Origin of the sequence: Lysobacter sp. Root983 (assembly GCF_001429345.1) — a bacterium.
Classification (GTDB): Bacteria; Pseudomonadota; Gammaproteobacteria; order Xanthomonadales; family Xanthomonadaceae; genus Lysobacter.
Genome location: NZ_LMJO01000012.1, coordinates 217066 through 236722, shown reverse-complemented (window position 1 = coordinate 236722; position 19657 = coordinate 217066). Strand labels below are relative to the sequence as shown.

The 19657-nt window shown below is 68.1% G+C and carries 11 protein-coding genes and 1 pseudogene; 3 read left to right on the top strand and 9 right to left on the bottom strand.

The annotated features are described in order from the left end of the window. Positions 1 to 109: 109 nt before the first annotated feature. The 4 genes and pseudogenes from ASE43_RS08425 to ASE43_RS22545 all read right to left on the bottom strand — a co-directional run. Entirely contained in the window at positions 110 to 3826 is a 3717-nt protein-coding gene (locus ASE43_RS08425) for a hypothetical protein (protein WP_057160147.1), read from the bottom strand. A gap of 11 nt (positions 3827 to 3837) precedes the next feature. Beyond that, positions 3838 to 6666 carry an OmpA family protein gene (locus tag ASE43_RS08420; RefSeq protein ID WP_157499780.1) on the bottom strand — a complete coding sequence of 943 codons (2829 nt, stop codon included), beginning with the start codon at positions 6664 to 6666 and terminating at the stop codon, positions 3838 to 3840. Continuing rightward, entirely contained in the window at positions 6636 to 7916 is a 1281-nt protein-coding gene (locus ASE43_RS08415; protein WP_157499778.1) for a hypothetical protein, read from the bottom strand. Before ASE43_RS08415 ends, ASE43_RS08420 begins: the two co-directional genes overlap by 31 nt. Before the next feature lie 2277 nt (positions 7917 to 10193). Continuing rightward, positions 10194 to 11240: pseudogene (locus ASE43_RS22545) on the bottom strand (hypothetical protein); the annotation flags it as partial. Between the two features lie 870 nt (positions 11241 to 12110). On the opposite strand from ASE43_RS22545, the gene ASE43_RS08400 reads away from it, so the two are divergent. Then, the gene (locus tag ASE43_RS08400; protein ID WP_056177885.1) at positions 12111 to 12731 is read left to right on the top strand and encodes an XRE family transcriptional regulator; all 621 of its coding nucleotides are present in this window, start codon (positions 12111 to 12113) and stop codon (positions 12729 to 12731) included. Positions 12732 to 13098: 367 nt separating this feature from the next. Here the strand turns inward: ASE43_RS08400 and ung are convergent, their stop codons facing one another. From ung to ftsE, 4 genes are all read right to left on the bottom strand, one after another. Further along, positions 13099 to 13806 (bottom strand): uracil-DNA glycosylase, encoded by a 708-nt coding sequence (ung, locus tag ASE43_RS08395; RefSeq protein WP_057160142.1) that lies wholly within the window; start codon positions 13804 to 13806, stop codon positions 13099 to 13101. Then, positions 13803 to 14639 carry a response regulator gene (locus ASE43_RS08390; protein WP_056177881.1) on the bottom strand — a complete coding sequence of 279 codons (837 nt, stop codon included), beginning with the start codon at positions 14637 to 14639 and terminating at the stop codon, positions 13803 to 13805. The genes ung and ASE43_RS08390 overlap by 4 nt, the downstream gene beginning before the upstream one ends. A 121-nt stretch (positions 14640 to 14760) precedes the next feature. Beyond that, positions 14761 to 15705, bottom strand: a complete 945-nt coding sequence (ftsX, locus tag ASE43_RS08385; RefSeq protein ID WP_057160141.1) for a permease-like cell division protein FtsX — start codon at positions 15703 to 15705, stop codon at positions 14761 to 14763. Continuing rightward, positions 15702 to 16388 (bottom strand): cell division ATP-binding protein FtsE, encoded by a 687-nt coding sequence (gene ftsE / locus ASE43_RS08380; protein WP_057160140.1) that lies wholly within the window; start codon positions 16386 to 16388, stop codon positions 15702 to 15704. Before ftsE ends, ftsX begins: the two co-directional genes overlap by 4 nt. Before the next feature lie 349 nt (positions 16389 to 16737). Here ftsE and ASE43_RS08375 point away from each other — a divergent pair, with 349 nt between their 5' ends. Further along, positions 16738 to 17175, top strand: a complete 438-nt coding sequence (locus ASE43_RS08375; protein WP_057160139.1) for a hypothetical protein — start codon at positions 16738 to 16740, stop codon at positions 17173 to 17175. Between the two features lie 122 nt (positions 17176 to 17297). On the opposite strand, the gene rhlB is transcribed toward ASE43_RS08375, so the two are convergent. Then, entirely contained in the window at positions 17298 to 19049 is a 1752-nt protein-coding gene (gene rhlB, locus ASE43_RS08370; RefSeq protein WP_057160138.1) for an ATP-dependent RNA helicase RhlB, read from the bottom strand. 249 nt (positions 19050 to 19298) lie between these two features. On the opposite strand from rhlB, the gene trxA reads away from it, so the two are divergent. Beyond that, positions 19299 to 19631: a thioredoxin gene (gene trxA, locus ASE43_RS08365; protein ID WP_056177872.1), complete on the top strand. Its 333-nt coding sequence runs from the start codon at positions 19299 to 19301 to the stop codon at positions 19629 to 19631. The last annotated feature ends 26 nt before the right edge of the window (positions 19632 to 19657 follow it).

The following is a 19657-nucleotide window of genomic DNA, read 5'->3' as shown; positions in this document are numbered from 1 at the left end:
GGTCCTGGCCGTGTTGCCCTTCCGAAAACCCGGCCGCTAGGGGGCGGTCGGGTCGCGGTATCGCTGCATTCGCATTCGGTGAGCTAGCGCCGAATACAACGCAATATCGTCAATAACTCCCCACTAGGTTAAGAAACCAGCCTTTGTGGTCGTAATCGAAGTCGGTCAGGTCGTCGCTGAACTCGGTGAAGTTGTAGCCGACGCCGACGCGGAAGTTCCGGCCCACGTCGCGGTCCACGCCCAGCAGGACGCCCTGGCGGTCGCCGCCGTCCTTCACGCCCAACCAGCGGTACTCGGCCAGGCCGTGCCAGACCTCATCGAGTTCGTAACGAACCTGAACGGCACCGAAGGTCGCCGAGGAATCGGCCCACTCGCCTTGCAGACGTCCGTAACGCACGCTGCCCTCACGGCGCGCCAGCTTGCCGGCGAACTCCCAGTGATGGTCCGGGTTGTAGACGCCTTCCAGCGCCAGCACCTGGCTGCGCTGGTCGTAGCTGGCCACATTGGGGCCCACCTGCGGCAGCGAGGACACGTCGTAGAGGTAGGTGTACTTGCCCAGTAGCGCCCAGCGCGTGCTGTCGTAGGGGCGCCAGGCGAAGCCGGCATTGCCCTCGACGAACTTGGCCCCGGCCTCGGCGTTCAGCTGATCCTTGGTCTCCGAATAATTGAAACGGCCGGCGACGCGGAAGCTCTCGTTGAACTTGTGCAGGTAGCGGTTGGTGGTCACCCACTGCTCGCGGCGCTCGGCCCCGGTATCGCGGCGCCATTCCAGCTTGCTCTGCCACTGGGTGTCGACCGAGCTGCGCCCGCCGTTCAGGCTGATCGCGCGGCGGTCGACCTGGCCCAGGTTGAGCTCGCGGTCCAGGGTCGCGTTCTGCAGGGTGAAGCCCAGGTTCCAGCCCTCGCCGGGATAGAAATCCATGCCGAAGGTGTGGGCCAGGCCGGACTCGTCGGGCTGCTTCAGGAACTGGCTTTCGTTGAACATGTTGACCTGGTTCGACAGGCGCCAGCGCTGGCCCAGGGTCCAGCCGCCGTTGACGCGGTCGCCGAACAAGGGGTCGTAGTCGCTGCGGTCGGTCGAATAGGTGTAGCTGCCGTAGACCGTGTGCTCCGGATTGATGCGGTACTCGGCGTCGATCTTGGCCGCGTCGCCGCGGTCGCCGGTGGTCAGCTCCGCGCCGATGCTGGACAGGTCGCCGAACAGGTACTTCGCGCCCAGCGAGTAGGCGTTGTTGTCGGCGTACTTGCCGCCGTCGTCGTCCAGGGTGAGCTGGGCGGTGCCGAACAGCTCCAGCTGGGTGCCGATGCGCTGCTTGTACTGCAGCGCGGCGAGCGTGCCCACGGCGTCGCCGCTCAGGCGCTGCTCGTCGACGCGACGCAGTTCGGCGCTGAGGGTGGCATCGTCGTTGAGCCGCCACTCGCCGGTGAGCTGGGCCTGGGTCAGCGACTCCGGCCCGCGCTCGGCGATCGAGTAGCGGCCGAACAGACGCACCGCCGGACCGAGCTGGCCCTGGAACTCGGCGCCGCGTTCCTCGATGTCCTCGCCCGTGCTCAGGCGCGAGATCGAATAGCCGTCGCTGACCCGACGCCACCAGGCGCCGACCGTCCAGTCGTCCTGGCTCCAGCCCAGTTCCTTGAAGTTGACCCGCGCCTCGACCGACTTGGCCTCGCCCGAATGCGCGCCCAGGCCGGAGGTGATCTCGGTGAAGCTCAGGCCGCCGTTGTCGGAACGGAAGATCGGTGCGCTGTTGGCTTCGGTGCGGCTCTGCTCGAGCTTGAGGTAGGTGCCGCGACCGGCTTGCAGGGTCAGATCGGCGCCGCGCAGCGAATAATCTTCGCCGGCGCGGTTCTCGTCGACATAGGTCGCGCCGACGGCGACGTGCTCGCCGAACCAGTGCTTGCCGCGGAAGCCGAGGGTGAGCTCGTCGGCATCGAAACCGCTGGGCACGAATTCGTAGTCGACCAGCAGCATCTGCGCATAGCTGTCCAGCGGCGTGTCGCGGGTCAGGGTGCGCACGTTCTCGCGCGTGACCTGGGCCAGCGGACGCGAGAGCAGCAGTCGGCCCTGCAGCTCGTCGATCTCGTAATCGGCGCCGCGCACCAGCTCGACCCGGTTCTCGACCCGGCCGGTGGTGAGGTCGCGAATTTCCAGCACGACCTTGTCCGAGCCCGGCAGCACGTCGGTGTGCTTGAGGTAATACAGGCTGCCGCCGGTGCCGACGAACTCGCTGTGCCCGGGCGCGGACTGCGCCTGCGAGCCGAACGCACGCAACTCGGTGCCGGGTTCGCCGACCTCGGTGGTGCGGCGGCTGCGCCAGGACACGGCACCGCCGTACAGCGAACGGCTGTACTGGCCGTACTCGGTGCCGGTGATGCCGGTGTTGAAGTTACCCCACAGCGCCTGGTTCTTGTCCCAGTCCACGCGCAGATAGAGCCGGCCCTGCGTGTCGACGTCGCGATAGGTGGTCGAATCGTCGCCGTAGACCGGGTAGTACTGGTCCGGATCCAGGCGGCGGAACACGTCCTGCGGATCGGCGTCCCAGAAGCCGTTGAACAGCTCGCTGACTTCGCGTTCCTGGGTGTCCGCCTGCGCGGTCACCAGATACTTGCCCTTGATCTTGCCCTTCAGATAGAACGCGAGGCGGCCCTCGAGCAGGAAGCCGTCGTCGAAGCGATCGTCGGCGGCCAGCGGCTCGATCGAGCCGGACACGCTGGTCTTGGACGCGGTCAGGTCCGCCAGCGCGACCGCGAACATGTAGCGGCCGGTGACGTCGATATCCAGTTCCTGGTGCGAGGCCTTGCCCGCACCGCCGCCGACTTCGACGTCGAAGCGATGCTTGCCGACCGGCACCAGGTACTCGGCCACCATCTTGCGCTCGAGATCGATCGGATGGCTCTGGCCGTTGATCTTGAGCGTGTAGCCGGTGGGGATGTTGCGGCCCTGGATGCGGATGCGCGAGCCGTACACCGCGATGTTCTGCTGGCGCAGGCTGTTCTCGCCGAACACGCCGTCCAGCAGACTGCGCTGTTCGGCTTCCTCGGCATCGAAGCTGCTGCCCAGTTTCTTCTCGACCGAATCGCGCAACAGTTGCAGGCCGCGCTCGGCTTCTTCCGGGCGCACCAGCTGGAAGCGGCGCGGATAGGTCTCGTCGTAGCTGCCATCGGCGCCATGCGCGCGCACGATGTAGATCAGTTCGTCGCCGGTGCGCAGTTCCAGCCCGGACGGCAAGGCGCCGTCCCAGGTCGCCTCACTGACCGAAGCGGTCGGCAGTTCGACGGTGGCCAGCGGCGTCACCAGGTCGCTGTCGCTGGCGCGGTAGATCAGCACCTGCGCGCGCTGGATGAAGGCCGCGTAATTGCTGTAGGCGTAGAAGCGCACCGGCTTGACCACGCGGGTGCCGTCGTAGGCCAGCAGCGAGGGCGCGGAGACGTTGAACTGCGGCTGGCCGAGATTGGGATCCTCGGTCGCCCAGACCACGCCGCCGCCGGGCAGCTGCAGGGACCACTTGCCGATCGCGACCGCCTGGCCGGGCGCCAAGGCGTCCTTCCAGGTCGAGCGCGAGTCCTCCACCTCCACCGACACGCGACGGTCCGGCTGCAGGGTCTGCGAGCTGGAACCGTCGGTGGTGCCCTGGGTGACCGGCTGCCGCTCGCCGCGCGTGCGCAGCTCGAACAGCATGCCGTCTTCGCTGCGGCAACCTTGGTCGCCGCAATCCAGACTGGCCGCCTTCGCCGGTTCCGGCGCCTTCGCTTCCTGTGCGGAAGCGACCGACGCCAGGCCGGCGAGGATGCCGATGAGGGTGTAATCGAGCAGTTTCATCTTCATGGCATCCCCCTTCACTTCTCGGTATCGCCGGCAGGGGCGGCCGGATCGTTGCTGAGATCGACGCGGAACGTGCGCCGCAGCTCCGGACTGATCTTGGCTGCGATAGCGTCGTAGACCGCCTTGGCGCGGCGCATGCCGAGGGCGACGTTGTAGTCGTCCGAAGCGCGCTTGTCGGTGTGACCGGTGATGACGATCCGGGTCGAGCGCATCTGCTCGATCGCGACAGCCATCTTGTCGATCAGCGGCAGGTACTGCGGCTTGATCGTGCTGCGGTCGGTGTCGAACAGGACCTCGCCCAACAGCGGCCACTCGGCGAAGCCGACCACGATCGACTCCGGCCGCTCGGCCTCGGTGCGCACGCTGACCGTCAGCGCCTTGAACTGCTCGGGCGTCAACATGTCTTCCAGCGCCTTGCGCACCGCCAGCGCACGATCCATCGCCAGGGTCTCGTACTCGCCCTGGGCGACGATCACGACTTCGCCGCTGCCGTACTCGCGCACCTTCTCGGCCATCTTCTCCACCGCGGGCAGGTACTGCGGCGTGACCGCCGCACTGCCCGGGGCGAAGAAGACCTCCCCTATCCGCATCTCGACCTGCTCCTTGGCGCCCGGGATCTCGCCCGGGGGCAGGCGCACGCCGAAGTCGAAGCGCACCGGCAGGCCCGGAGTCACACGGCGCACCACCGGGTTGTCGGTGGTGAACACGCTGCCCGGAGGCAGGGTGGCCGGATCGACCTTGAGGATGAAGTTGCGCCCGCGCTCCCACGGCCCGCCGGCCACGCCCTCGAGGTGGTAGCGACCGAACTGATCGGTTTCGATCAGCAGGCCTTCCACTGACGCGACTCGCACGCCCGGGATGCCACGTTCGTCGACACCGGCATTGCTGACGATGTAGTCGACCCGATAGCCGCCCTCGACCTGGGCCACGCGGCGCTCGACCTTGGGATCGGCACCGGTCAGACCCTTGGCGGCGTCGCCGCTGCGCTCGACGCGGCTGTTGCCTGCCTTGTCCATGCGCACCGTCAAGCCCTCGGCGGTGGTCAGCGCGAAGCCGTCGTCGAAGTCCAGCGCGTTGAGCGTCTGGCTGATCACCACGCGGTGCGCGGCGATCGGATCGGCGTCGGACTGACGGGCGGAGATCGTGCCCAGCTCGATGCCATGCAGCAGCGGCGAGCTCGCGTCGGCTTCCGGCGCAGGGCCGGTACCGCGATCGACCGTGGTCGAGTTGGCGACGTAGGCGCCCGGGGCGAAACCGCCCTGGATGCGGATGCCGCTGAGCCCGGCCGGATCCTGCCAGCCGTCCTGGTCGCGGTCGTCGAACACGGTGCCGATGATCAGAGACTCATCCAGCAGCGGATCGGCGACCAGTTGCACCTGCGCGGTGGCCACGTTCGAGCGCACGCCGTTGTCCTCGGCGAACACGCTGTTGACGTGCACGCCCGGCCGCACGCCGGCGCCGACCTTCAGCAGGTACACCAGGGTGGCGCGCCCGCCCGCGACGATGTCGACCTGATCGACCCGCACCGGGAAGGTACCCACCAGGCGACCGGCACCGTCGGTGTCGGCGACCTGCAGGCTGTTGGCGACGTAGCTGAAGCCGGCCGGCGGCGTATCGATCACCGTGACATCGGTCGCGTCGACCCGACCTGTGTTCTCGATCGTCACCGTGTAGCGGACCAGGTCGCCGATCTTCACGTCGCGCGGATTGGCCTGCTTGCTCACGCGCAGGGTGGTCGCCAGCGGCTCCACGGTCACGACCGCGGTGCTGGTGGCGGTAACCGTGGCAGTCTGGCTGGTCGAGGCGTGGGTGCCGGTGGCGACCACGACGTTGTCCAGGGTGCCGCCCGCGTTGGCTTCGGCCTCGGTGATGGTGTGCGTGTAGCTGTTGCAGGTGGCCATGGCCCCCGGCGTCAGCGTGGTCGGCGCACACGTCAGCGTGGTCGGCGTGCCGTTCTCGTAGGTGTCCAGCGCGGTCAGGTTGGTCAGGGTGACATTGCCGGTATTGGTGACCGTCACCGCGTAGGTGATCACGTCGCCGGCATTGCCCGTCCCGACCGTACCCAGGTCGGTGGTCAGCGTCGCGGTCTTGGTCGCGGCGATGGCCGGACGGCCCTGGATCACGACCGTGAACGTCGGGTTGCACTCCGGCGCGGTCGAACCCACCGGGCAGGCGCCCGGCGTGCTGGTGGTGACCACGGCGGCGTTGAACACGCTACCCGCGTCGACGTCGGCCTGGGTCACGCGGTAGGTACCGGTCAGCACGCAGGTGCCGGCCGGCGCCACGCTGGCGCATGTGACGGTGTTCGGCACGATCTTGCTGTCCGTCACCACCACATCGGTCAGGGTCACGTTGCCCGTATTGGTCGTCGTCACGGTGTAGGTCAGGGTGTCGCCCGCGCTCACCGCACCGTTGCGGTCCTCGTCGGCGTTGCCGGTCATGGCCTTGACCGAGTTCAGCGCAGGCGTCTGGATCACCGGCACGGTCACGGTCGGGTTGCACTCCGGCGCGGTCGAGCCCGGCGGGCAGGTGCCCGGCGTGCTGGTGGTGACCACGGCGGCGTTGACCACGTTGCCGGCATTCGCGTCGGCCAAGGTGACCCGGTACGTGCCGGTCAGCACGCAGGTGTTACCCGGCACGACGCTGGCGCAGGTGATCGAAGCCGGGGTGATCTTGTTATCGGTCACCACCACATCGGCCAGGCTCACGTTGCCCGTGTTGGTCATCGTCACGCTGTAGGTCAGCGTGTCGCCCACCGTCACCGTGCCGCTGCCGTCTTCGTCGGCGTTGGTCGTCATGGCCTTGGTCGAGGTCAGCTGCGCCGTGTCACGGTCGGGTTGCACTCCGCCGCGGTCGAGCCGACCGGGCACACACCCGGGGTGGTCGTGGTGATCACGGCCGCATTGACCACGTTGCCGGCATCGGCATCGGTCTGGGTCACGCGATAGGTACCGGTCAGCACGCAGGTGCCGGCCGGCGCCACGCTGGCGCAGGTGATGGTGTTCGGCGTGATCTTGCTATCCGTCACCACCACATCGGCCAGGGTCACGTTGCCCGTGTTGGTCGTCGTCACGCTGTAGGTCAGCGTGTCGCCCACCGTCACCGTGCCGCTGCCGTCTTCGTCGGCATTGGCCGTCATGGCCTTGACCGAGGTCAGCGCAGGCGTCTGGGTCACAACCACCGTCACGGTCGGGTTGCACTCCGCCGCGGTCGAGCCGACCGGGCACACACCCGGGGTGGTCGTGGTGATCACGGCCGCATTGACCACGTTGCCGGCATCGGCATCGGTCTGGGTCACGCGTATGCCGTCTTCGTCGGCATTGGCCGTCATGGCCTTGACCGAGGTCAGCGCAGGCGTCTGGGTCACAACCACCGTCACGGTCGGGTTGCACTCCGGCGCGGTCGAGCCCACCGGGCAGGCGCCCGGCGTGGTCGTGGTGATCACGGCCGCATTGACCACGTTGCCAGCATCGGCATCGGTCTGGGTCACGCGATAGGTACCGGTCAGCACACAGGTGCCGGCCGGCGCCACGCTGGCGCAGGTGATGGTGTTCGGGGTGATCTTGTTATCGGTCACCACCACATCGGCCAAGCTCACATTGCCCGTGTTGGTCATCGTCACGGCATAGGTCAGCGTGTCGCCCACCGTCACCGTGCCGCTGCCGTCTTCGTCGGCGTTGGCCGTCATGGCCTTGACCGAGGTCAGCGCAGGCGTCTGCGTCGCGTTCACCGTCACCTGATCGGTCGGCGACGTCGTGCCGTCCGCCGTCGCGCTGGCGATGTTGGTCACGCTGCCGCTGTTCAGATCGGCCAGGGTCACCGTGTACGTCGCCGTACAGGTCACCGACTCACTCGGATCCAGTTCGCCGTCCAGGTTGCCGACCGTCGTCACCGCCGGGCAGCTCACCGTCGTCTTGTCGTCCGCCACCGTCACCGGGCCCGTCAGCGACACGTTGCCGCTGTTGGTCACCAGGTAGCTGTAGCTGATCGTGTCGCCCACGGCGGCGTAGTTCGCCGTTGTAGTGGTCTTATCGATCGTCAGCCTCGGATCCGGCGCCAGCGGCGTCGTCGTCGTGTCCGGCGGACTCGTCACAGGCGGCTGGCCGCCCGGCGGGGTGCCGGTCGCCGTCGCGCTGTTGTTCGACGTACCCGCGTTCAGGGCAACCTGGTCACCTGCCGCGACTGGGGCCCCTTATCGATCGTCAGCCTCGGATCCGGCGCCAGCGGCGTCGTCGTCGTGTCCGGCGGACTCGTCACAGGCGGCTGGCCGCCCGGCGGGGTGCCGGTCGCCGTCGCGCTGTTGTTCGACGTACCCGCGTTCACTTCGGCCTGCGTGATCGTGTGCGTGCCCGTGCACGTCGCCACCTCGGTCGGCGCCAGCGTCGTCACGTCGCAGGTCGCAGGAGCGTCCAGCTGCGCGTCGGTCACCGACACATTCGTCAGCGTCACGTTGCCCGTGTTCGTCACCGTGAACGTGTACGGGATCGTGCTGCCCGCCGTCGCACCCGTAGGCGCACCGGCGACCTTATCGATCGTCAGCCTCGGATCCGGGATCACGGTGCCGTCGCCGCGCTCGCGTTCGTGCAGATACGACACATTCGTCAGCGTCACGTTGCCCGTGTTCGTCACCGTGAACGTGTACGGGATCGTGCTGCCCGCCGTCGCACCCGTAGGCGCACCGGCGACCTTATCGATCGTCAGCGAAGGCGCAGGCGCGAAGGTATTGGTGATCGTACAAGTGGCGGCATCGCCCAGCGCCAAGGTGATCTGGTTGCCACCGGTGACGGTGGCGCCCGTGCACACCCAGCTCGAAGCGGTGTAACCCGCGGGGCCACCGGCTTCCGTCAGGAGGTAGTTGCCCGGATTGACCTGGGCATTGGTGACGGTCGCCGCGCCTTCGGTGCCGGTGATCGTGGTCGGACCGGTTGCCGTCAGTGTCCAGTTGGTGTCGATGGCGGTGCCGCCACCGGTGTTCACCACGGTCTTCTGCAGGGTCAGCGTCGCGGGAACCGGCGTGTTGGAATACGTACACGTGGTCGCAGTGGCGCTGGCGCCGATCGTGAGGCTACGACCGGTGGCGCCGCTGGCCAGGGTGCTGCCGCCGGCGCAAGCCACGGTAGTGGTGTATCCGGCCGCGGTGGCACCGCCGCCGAAGGTTTCGGCCGGCAGGGTGGCGACGTCGCCCGCGAACACGGTCACAGCCGTGCCGGTGGTGTTGGTCGGCGCGGTCGCGCTGAAGGTCGGGTTGGCGGTGCCGCCGGTGGTGGTGGCCGAGGCGGTGTGGCCGCTCACGCTGCCCGCCGCCCAGCTCTTGGCCAGGTTCAGCTGCTGGGCGATGCGCGCATTGGTGTAGGTACAGGTGACCGCACTGCCCGGCATGGTGATGGTGCGGCTCAGGCCGGTCCCGGTCACTGTCACCGGGTTGCTGCTGGCGTCCGTACACACCAGGGTGGTGGTGTAGTTGGTGGCGGCGCCCGTGGTGAAGGCTTCGGCCAGGGTTACCGTGGAGCCGGTGGTCGCCTGCGCGGTCGCATTGGTGGTGGTCGACGGCGCGGTCGACGTGCCACCAGTGGCGCCGGTCACGCTGGCGCCGCTGACGGTCAGGCTGACCGCATTGCCGGCGAGCGCGTTGGTCCAGGTCTTGGACAGCGTCACGCCGAAGNCCACCAGTGGCGCCGGTCACGCTGGCGCCGCTGACGGTCAGGCTGACCGCATTGCCGGCGAGCGCGTTGGTCCAGGTCTTGGACAGCGTCACGCCGAAGTTGTTCGGCGTATTGGTGTAGGTACAGGTGGTCGCCGTGGCGCTGGCGCCGATCGTGAGGGTACGACCGGTGGCGCCGCTGGCCAGGGTGCTGCCGCCGGCGCAGGCCACGGTGCTGGTGTAGGTGGATGCAGTCGCGCCGCCGCCGAAGGTTTCAGCCGGCAGGGTGACGACGTCGCCCGCGAACACGGTCACGGCCGTGCCGGTGGTGTTGGTCGGCGCGGTCGCGCTGAAGGTCGGGTTGTTGGTACCGCCAGTGGTGGTGGCCGACGCGGTGTGGCCGCTCACGCTGCCCGCTGCCCAGCTCTTGGCCAGGTTCAGCTGCTGGGCGATACGCGCATTGGTGTAGGTACAGGTGACCGCGCTGCCCGGCATGGTGATGGTGCGGCTCAGGCCGGTCCCGGTCACGGTCACCGGGTTGCTGCTCGCATCCGTACACACCAGGGTGGTGGTGTAGTTGGTGGCGGCGCCCGTGGTGAAGGCTTCGGCCAGGGTCACCGTGGAGCCGGCGGTCGCCTGCGCGGTCGCATTGGTGGTGGTCGACGGCGCGGTCGACGTGCCACCAGTGGCGCCGGTCACGCTGGCGCCGCTGACGGTCAGGCTGACCGNGGTCGCCTGCGCGGTCGCATTGGTGGTGGTCGACGGCGCGGTCGACGTGCCACCAGTGGCGCCGGTCACGCTGGCGCCGCTGACGGTCAGGCTGACCGCATTGCCGGCGAGCGCGTTGGTCCAGGTCTTGGACAGCGTCACGCCGAAATTGTTCGGCGTATTGGTGTAGGTACAGGTGGTCGCGGTGGCGCTGGCGCCGATCGTGAGGGTACGACCGGTGGCGCCGCTGGCCAGGGTGCTACCGCCGGCGCAAGCCACGGTGCTGGTGTAGGTGGATGCGGTGGCACCGCCGCCGAAGGTTTCGGCCGGCAGGGTGACGACGTCGCCCGCGAACACGGTCACGGCCGTGCCGGTGGCGTTGGTCGGCGCGGTCGCGCTGAAGGTCGGGTTGTTCGTGCCGCCGGTGGTGGTGGCCGAGGCGGTGTGGCCGCTCACGCTGCCCGCCGCCCAGCTCTTGGCCAGGTTCAACTGCTGCGCGATGCGCGCATTGGTGTAGGTACAGGTGACCGCACTATCGGCGGGCATGGTGATGGTGCGGCTCAGACCGGTGCCGGTCACGGTGACCGGGGCGCTGTCGAGCGCGCGGACGCAGGCCAGGGTGGTGGTGTAGTTGGTCGCGGCGCCGGTGGTGAAGGCTTCGGTCAGCGTGACGGTGACGCCACCGCCGGCGGTGGCCGTGGCGTTGGTGGTGGTGGACGGCGCGGTGGAGGAACCCGCGACGGCGCCGGTGGCGCCGGTGATGGTGAGGCTGACCGCGTCGCCGGCGAGCGCGTTGGTCCAGGCCTTGGTCAGGGTGATGTTGCGCTGGATCGGATCGCTGTCGGTCGCGGTGCAGACGCCGGTGGTGCTGTTGAAGTTGGCCGCGCCATTGGTGCTGGTGCACAGCGTGCCTGGGTTCTGCACGCCGGTGGGCGGCGTGACCGTGGCGGTGTTGACGGCGTTCTGAGCCAACGCGGGCAGCGAGACCGCCCCCAGCAGCAGGAGCAGCAGCGACTTGCGAAAGCAGCGACCGACTACCGTCAGCGCTCGATTGATGTCTGCAGCCACGTTGCACTCCCCCTGAACCATTTCAGCCTCGTACCCACCGCCAACACCCCCGAGCGGCCATCCGAGCCATCGAGCTGCGCCAGTTCCCTTAATGGGATTTTTTTGTCCCAATCAGGATTGTATAGGCAATTACCATGCCAATAAGAAAACGGTCCCAGTCCCGGATCCGTTTTATTTCGGGCGTTCTTTCACAATTTTTAGGACCTTCAGCGTCACTTTGTGACTCAAAACGTCCTTAACAGCGCAGGTACCGAACGGCTTCCGCCCCCGCCGCAGCGGTAAAGACTTGGCCAAAACCGGCGCACATCGGTTGCAGCAGCGGACCTGGCACATCGGTGGTGCGGCTACCGATGTCCGGGGCGCTGGGCTTCGGCTGGGCGGGGGCGGCACATCTAAGCCACCAAATCTTTCTCCTGCTCAGCCCAATCGCGCCGCATCCGGACCGGGTCCGTTGATATGGATCGCGGAAGCGCGGCCACAGAGGACATCGCGGGGCACGCCCGCTACAGGGACAGGGCCACGATCGGGGCGGACGCCTGGCGCGAACAGGCACACTTAATGCCCACTGGAGGCTCTAAATTGATGGCTTTTGGCTGCGTACAGAGGCTCGACCATGCGCCTGGGCTCTCCATCCGCGCACACGCAATGCACGCAAGCACTTGAGATTGCGAGGCACAAGACGAACAATGTGAAGACCGTGTTCCAAATCGGAAAATCACGGTCCAGCAACAAGTTAGGCTGACTTTTTGCACCAGTCTTGTGTATTTTTCACAAGCTGAACCTTTTGCCCGTCCCGACGCGGCGTTTGCGTCTCCCGCTTCGATTCAAGGCAATTGGTACCGTTTCCATGCTTGCGGAGACCCACATCCCATGAAGTCGTCTCACCCGACCATCGGCGGCCTGTTGCGTTCGCTGCGCGCGCGCAACAAATGGACGTTGAAGCAGATGAGCGAACGCTCCGGGATTCCGTTATCCACCCTGTCCAAGATCGAGCACGACCGTCTGTCGCTGACCTACGACCGCCTGCAGCAGCTCAGCGAGCGCTTGAACATCCGCATGTCGGAACTGTTCGCCGAAAGCGAGGACGCCAGCGTGCCGGCGGTGACCGCACGCCGCAGCATCGGCCGGGTCAGCGATGCGGTGCGCATCGACTCCAAGAACTACGAATACTTCTATCTATGCCCGGAACTGCGCCGCAAGCGCATGGTGCCGAGCGTGGCGAACCTGCGCGCGCGTAGCCTGGAAGAGTTCGGCCCGTTCCTGCGCCATGCCGGCGAGGAGTTCATCTACGTCCTCAAGGGCACGGTGGTGCTGCACACCGAGTTCTACGATCCGCTGACCCTGGAGGAAGGCGAGTCGGTCTACATCGACTCCAACATGGGTCACGCGTATGTGATCGGGCCCGATTCCGACGCCGCCACGGTGATGGCGGTGGCCGCGACCGACGACGATCAGAGCGTCATCGAAGCCCTGATGGCGACGAACGACTAGACCCGAGGCGGGTGCGGAGCCGCCCGGATCCCGGCCGCGCTTGCCGCCGGACCCGGTTTATTGACGGAATGCACAATTTAGCCTCACATATTTGTCGAAACGGCTTGCAATTCTCCGATCTGGACAATTAGTCTTGCGGTGAGAATTATGCGTGCCGATTGCAATCGGCACGGGCATGGTCGGGCGCTCGCAAGCGTAGCGAACGACACATCCAGGCCACGCGGCCTAGCTGAGCGGAATTCGTGGCACTTCCTAGGTGCCGCCGCTGCAGTAAGACGCGAGCCTCGCCACCGGTATCGACGCTGAGTAGCTGTCTTTTGAGCCCCGGCCTAGGTCGGGGCGATTTTTTTGCGGCGCGGCGAGGCGATCAGAGCGCGCTGCGCGGCGGCAACGACCAGTCGATCGCGGCCAGGCCCTGCCGGCTCAGGTAGTCGTTGACGGCCGAGAAATGCCCGCAGCCCATGAAGCCGCGATGGGCCGACAGCGGCGAGGGGTGCGGCGCCTTGAGCACGCGATGGCGGCGCGCGTCGATCACCTTGCCCTTGGCCTGGGCGTAGCTGCCCCAGAGCAGGAACACCAGCCCCTCGCGTTCGCGGTTGAGGGTATCCACGACGTGGTCGGTGAAGCCTTCCCAGCCCTTGCCCTGATGGCTGCCGGCGCGGCTCTCCTCGACCGTCAGCACCGCGTTGAGCAGCAGCACGCCCTGGCGTGCCCACGCCATCAGGTAACCGTGGTCGGGACGCGCCAGGCCCAGGTCGCGGTGGATTTCCTTGTAGATGTTCTCCAGCGACGGCGGAACCGTCACGCCCGGCTGCACCGAGAAGCACAGGCCGTGGGCCTGGCCCGGCCCGTGGTACGGATCCTGGCCGAGCACGACCACCTTGACCTGATCGAACGGGGTGGCGTCGAAAGCGGCGAAGATCTGCGGGCCCGGCGGATAGATGCGGGCGCCGGCCGCCTTGCGTTCGCGCAGGAACGCCGACAGCGCGCGCATGTCCTCGCGCTCGAACCAATCGCCGACGCGCGCTTTCCACGACGGCTCCAGCTTGACCCGCTCGCCGCTGTCGCCGTTCATGAGGATGCGCGCTCGGGCAGTCGTGCCAGGCGCAGCTGGAACAAGGTCTTGGTGACCAGCAGGCGCTCTTCGATCGGCTTGAGCACCAGGTCGTTGGCGCCGGCGCGCAGCAGCTCGCTCTGGTTGTGGCGGTTGGCGTCGCCGGTCATCACCAGCACCGGCAGACGGCGCTTGCCGTACTTGAAGTCCTGGCGCAGGCGCTCGAGCAGGTCGTTGCCGCTGAGCGCGCCTTTCAGATAGACGTCGGTCAGCACCAGATCGGCGCCGACGTCCTCGGCGCCGCGGTGGGTTTCCAGATACTCCAGCGCTTCTTCGACGCCGATGAAATGCAGCACCTGCAGGCCGTGGCGTTCGAGCATGCGCTTGGTCGCCACCGCGACCACGCGGCTGTCCTCGACGTAGAGCACGCGCGCGCCCGGGATCGGCTCGGGCTGCACGTAGCCGCGAATGAAGGCCGCGAGCGCGCTGTGACCCAATGCCTTGTCGAAATAGTCGGTGACGTCCTCGGTGAAGCTGCGCGACTCCAGATGGGCCTGGGCATCGCCCGAAACCACGATCACCGGCACGTAGGCCTGGCCGCCGGCTTCGCGCACGCTGCGCGCCAGGCCGATGCCATCGCCATCGGGCAACACCAGCGAGGTCGTCACCAGATCGACCGCGCCGCCGTCCAGCGCCGCGCGCGCCTCGGCGATGCTGCCGCAGGGCACGACCTCGACATTGGGCAGCTCGCGCGCGAGCACGTCGCCGATGAGCTTGCGCACCAGTTTGGAACCGTCGACCACCATCACCCGGGGGGCGGCGTTGTCGAAATGGCGTAGATCGTGGCTATGCATGCGGGACGGATCGGGTCGCTATCGACGACGGCGCAAGGGAGTCCGAGTTTAGGCGCGAACGGCTACGGATTCCGAGTCTCGCGTTCCGTCCCGGCCAGATCGTCTACGGCGACCGCGCCGCTCAGGTGTCGGTGGGCCGGGTCTGGCGCAGGTAATGCCCGGTCACCAGCCCCGCGCCCAACCAGCCCAGCACCGCCGCGCCGACGACGATCGCCGCGGCGTAGCGCAGATCGAAGCCGTGCAGGGCGAATGCGCTGCCGTAGCTGCGCGCGAGTTCGGCCAGCGGCTCGCGCAGGGCGAAGTCGGCGGCGGTCAGCAGGGCCAAGGCCAGCGCGCCCGCGGCCAGGCCGTAGCACGCGCCCAGGTACAGGAACGGGCGCCGGATGAATCCGTCGGTCGCGCCCAGCAGTTGCAGCACGCCGATCTCCTCGCGCCGCGACTGGATGTCCAGCCGCACGGTGTTGCCGACCACCAGCAGCGTGCCCAGACCCAGCAGCGCCGCCAGCACCCAGGCCAGGCGGCTGCCGAAGCGCAGCCAGCCGTCCAGACGCTGTCGCCACCCGGCATCGTGCTGGACCAGATCGGCGTCGGGCAGGGCCTTGAGCGATTCGGCCAGCAGCAGCTCGTCGCCCCTGGGGGTGATCAGCAGCAGGCTGGGCAGCGGATTGCCTTCCAGAGTGCCGATCGCCTCGCCCAGGCCGCTCTTTTCGCGCAGCTCGGCCAGGCCTTGTTCGGGCGTACGCAATTCGATCGCGGCGATGTCGCGACGCGCGCGCAATTCGTCGGCGAGCGCGCTGGCGCGTTCGGCGGCGAGACCGGGCTTGAGGAACAGCGCGATCTGGCGCGATTGCTCGACGTCGCCGGTGAAGCGTTCGATGTTGGCCAGCGCCGCCCACAGGCCCAGCGGCAGGGCCAGCGCCACCGCCATCACGCCGACGGTGAGCGCGGTCGACCAGGGCTTGCGCAGCATGCGGCCCAGGCTGGCGACCAGACTGTAGACGTGGTGATCGACCCAGGTGCCCAGGCGCGAACGCGAATCGGAGGGCGCGGCGGCTTTGGCGTTCATTCGGCCAGATCCTCCGGCGAGATGTCGTCGACCAGGCGCCCCTGATTCAAGACCAGCACGCGCTTGCGCATGCGCTTGACCAGGCTGAGGTCGTGGCTGGCGACGAGCACGCTGGTGCCGCGCTCGGGCAGCGAGGCGAACAGGGCCAGGATCTCGGCCGACAGGGTCGGGTCGAGGTTGCCGGTGGGTTCGTCGGCCACCAGCAGACGCGGTTCGCCGACGATCGCGCGGGCGATGCCGACGCGCTGTTGCTCGCCGGCCGACAGCTCGCCCGGCAGCGCACGCTCGCGCGTGGCCAGGCCGACCTTTTCCAGCACCGCGCGCACGCGCTTGGCGATATCGCCGCGGCGCAGGCCGCGTAGCAGCAGCGGCAGGCCGACGTTGTCGGCGACGCTGCGATCGGCGAGCAGGCGATGGTCCTGGTAGACCACGCCGATGTCGCGCCGGTGCAGGGCGACGCGGCGGCCGCGCACCTTGAGCAGGTTCTTCTCGCCGAACAGCACCGCGCCGCGGCTGGGCCGCTCGCTGAGGTGGATCAGCTTCAGCAGCGTGCTCTTGCCGGCGCCGGAATGGCCGGTCACGAACAGCATCTCGCCGGGGGCTACCTCGAAGCTGACTTCGCTCAGCGCCTCGTGGCCGCTGCTGTAGCGTTTACTGACGTTGTCGAAGCGCAGTACGGTCATGGCGGAAGTATCGCAGATGCGCGATTCGCGAGAACACATCACGTTTCCCGGCGCGGGCTTGCACTAGCGTGGCCCTGCGGTCGGCAGGGACGACTCGGTCGCAACGGCGGGGTCGTCGACGCCCCGCTCCACGACCTTCCCGGCTCACTGCGGGCGCGACGCGCCGGTCGGCCAGCCGCAACGGTCGCCGGCGCAACGCCGGCGCGCGCACCGTTCCCGCAGCACTCGCTTCAGGCCCGGCAGCGCCCTGACGTCGTGCAACAAGGAAGGCACCACGATCGACCACCGTCGCCGGCCAGTCGATACCGGCTGGCGTTCGGTTCCGGCTTTCATTCTTAAGGAGAAGAATATGCAAACCACCCGGCTACAAATCGCGTTCGCCCTGGCCCTGGCCTTGGGCTTGCACAGCCAGAGCGCCCGCGCCGAGCAGTACGACCCGCCGCTCAACATCGGCACCATCGGTTGCCCGGCCGGCTCCACCGGCTACGGCAACGCCCGCTTCATCGTCTTCCCGTCCTGGGGCAGCGCGCCGCCGAACTGGCGCCTGACGATCTGGTGCAGCGCCGCCGGCGCCGGCCGCCGCACCCACTTCGAACCGGGCGGCGGCGGTGTGTTCGCGCCCTGGCCCAACCTGGGCGGCGCCTTCGGGGTCGGCTGGCCGCCGCCGCCGAACTACGGCAATCAATTCCAGTTGCTCGACGTCGACAGCGATGGCGATCTGGACGTGTTCCAGCTGCTGGAAACCGCGCCCAACACCTGGACCGTGTTCCTCAACCGGGCGCTCTGAAACCGGGCGCACCGAGCCCGCTTAGGTCATCGCGACCGATCGCGGCACGCTCGGACGCAACGAAAACGGGCGCCCCAGGGCGCCCGTATCGTTCGACGGCACGGGCCTGCGGCCCGTCCGCCTCAGTGCTGCGAGCGCGGCGCGCGCGTGACCAGCGACTTCAGGCCGCGGCCGATGCGGCTGAGCAAACCGCCGGGCTTGGCCTCGCCCTCGCCCGCCGGAGCCGGTTTGGCGGGGCCGGACTTCGCCGCCGGTGCCGCCTTGGTCGCGGCGACCGGGGCGGTCTGGGCCGTCGCGCCCTCGGCGCCCTCGATGCGGCGACCGCCGCGACGGCGACGCCGCTTGCGCGGCGCGTGCTCGCCCTCGACCGCCGCCGGAGCGGTGGCGACCGCAGCGGCCTCGGTTTCCGGACGCGGCTTGCGCTCGGGACGCGGCGGACGCGGTGCGGCGCCCTCGGCCGCGGGTGCGGCGGCGCCGGCTTCGCGACGCGGACGCTCGCTGCGCGAACCTTCGCGGCGCGGGCCTCCCTCGCGACGGCCACCGTCGCGCGAACCGCCGCTGCGGCTGCCGCTGCGACCGCCGCCACGGCGTTCTTCGTCGGCGGCGCGCTGCTCGCGCGCTTCCTTGAAGATCGCGCCGATGCTTTCGTTCTCCTCGCCTTCCTCGCCCGCCGGCACTTCGCGCGGCTTGCGCGGCAGCGCGACCAGCAGGTCGGCGTCGACCGTGGCCACCGGCAGCTTCTGCTCGATGTAGCTTTCGATGTCCGGCAGGCTCATCGCGTAGCGCTCGCAGGCGAAGCTGATCGCGTCGCCCTCGGCGCCCAGGCGCGCGGTGCGGCCGATGCGGTGGACGTAGTCCTCGGCATCGAACGGCAGGTCGTAGTTGTAGACGTGGCTGACGCCGTCGATGTGCAGGCCGCGGGCGGCCACGTCGGTGGCGACCAGGATCTCGAGCTGGCCCTTCTGGAACTTGTTGAGCAGCGACTCGCGCTTCTTCTGCGGCACGTCGCCGGACAGCACGCCGACCCGGTAGCCGCCGCGCTCCAGCGAACGCGCCACGCGCTCGACCCAGACCTTGGTGTTGACGAACACCATGGTGCGCGCGCCCTCGGAGCGCGACAGCAGGCCCAGCAGCAGCGGGATCTTTTCCTCGTCGGACGGGAAGTACACCTTCTGGCGCACCTTGGCCGCGGTGATGAACTCGGTCTCGACGACGATCTTCTCGGGCTCGTTCATGTGCTCGTAGGCCAGCTCGAGCACGCGGTGGCTCAAGGTGGCCGAGAACAGCAAGGTCTGGCGCTCGGTGCGGATCGGCATGCGACGCAGCAGGAAGCGGATGTCCTTGATGAAGCCCAGGTCGAACATGCGGTCGGCTTCGTCGAGCACGCACATTTCGCAGGCGTGCAGCGACACCACCTTGTGCTGCTTGACGTAGTCGATCAGGCGGCCGGGCGTGGCGATGATGACGTCGGCGCCCTTCTGCAGCAGCTCGCGCTGCTTGTCGTAGTCGACGCCGCCGTAGACCAGGGCGAACTTCAGGCCCAGCTCGGAACCGAACTTGACCGCGTCCTTATGGATCTGGATCGCCAGTTCGCGGGTCGGGGCCAGGATCAGCGCGCGCGGATCCTCGGGCTTGCGCTCGGCCAGGGCCGGGCTGGTCAACAGGCGGTTGATGACGGTGACCAGGAAGGCCAGCGTCTTGCCGGTACCGGTCTGGGCCTGGCCGGCGACATCGCGCCCGGTCAGCGTGATCGGCAGGGTCAGCGCCTGGATCGGCGTGCAGCGCGAGAAGCCGGCGGCTTCGAGGCCGGCGAGCAGGCTGGGATGCAGTTCGAACGAGGAAAACGTGATATCGGTTAAAGGCTTGTCGCTCATGCGTCTTAAGGGTCCGCGCGCAGAACTGCGCTTGCGTGGGTGGCGTCGGCGAAGCAGACTGCCGGGGCCGGGCAGACCCCATGGCCGACCCGACGTTCTGCCTCTGGAAGAGGCCGTGGCGCAGCCCTTGAAGGTGCCGCGAAACGCCCCAGTTTACAGTAAGCCCCCGCCCGGCACGGCCCGCCCGGGGATACCATTCAATATGAGCCCGTTCCGTACGGGCGCGTACCCCCGCAGGAGATCATCCCCGTGAGCGAAAAAGTTCTGCATGCTGGCGATTCCGACTTCGATGCCACCGTGCTGCAGTCGTCCGAACCCGTCCTGGTCGACTTCTGGGCCCCCTGGTGCGGCCCCTGCAAGGCGATCGGGCCGATCGTCGAACAGCTCGCCGACCAGTACGAAGGCAAGGCCAAGGTCGTGAAGGTCGACGTGCAGGAGTTCCCGTCGCTGGGGGTTCGCTACAACGTGCGCAGCATCCCGATGCTGCTGATGTTCAAGGACGGCCAGGTCCATTCCAGCCAGCTCGGCGCCCCGCCGAACATCAAGTCGCTGCTGACCCAGATGATCGACAAGGCGATCTGATCGCCCCCGCCTACGCCCGCCCACGC

What these genes read in the sequence shown, in the direction of transcription:
- ASE43_RS08425 (WP_057160147.1), bottom strand. Translation starts at nt 3,826, where the DNA reads ATGAAGATGAAACTGCTCGATTACACCCTCATCGGCATCCTCGCCGGC.
- ASE43_RS08400 (WP_056177885.1), top strand. Translation starts at nt 12,111, where the DNA reads ATGAAGTCGTCTCACCCGACCATCGGCGGCCTGTTGCGTTCGCTGCGC.
- ung (WP_057160142.1), bottom strand. Translation starts at nt 13,806, where the DNA reads ATGAACGGCGACAGCGGCGAGCGGGTCAAGCTGGAGCCGTCGTGGAAA.
- ASE43_RS08390 (WP_056177881.1), bottom strand. Translation starts at nt 14,639, where the DNA reads ATGCATAGCCACGATCTACGCCATTTCGACAACGCCGCCCCCCGGGTG.
- ftsX (WP_057160141.1), bottom strand. Translation starts at nt 15,705, where the DNA reads ATGAACGCCAAAGCCGCCGCGCCCTCCGATTCGCGTTCGCGCCTGGGC.
- ftsE (WP_057160140.1), bottom strand. Translation starts at nt 16,388, where the DNA reads ATGACCGTACTGCGCTTCGACAACGTCAGTAAACGCTACAGCAGCGGC.
- ASE43_RS08375 (WP_057160139.1), top strand. Translation starts at nt 16,738, where the DNA reads ATGCAAACCACCCGGCTACAAATCGCGTTCGCCCTGGCCCTGGCCTTG.
- rhlB (WP_057160138.1), bottom strand. Translation starts at nt 19,049, where the DNA reads ATGAGCGACAAGCCTTTAACCGATATCACGTTTTCCTCGTTCGAACTG.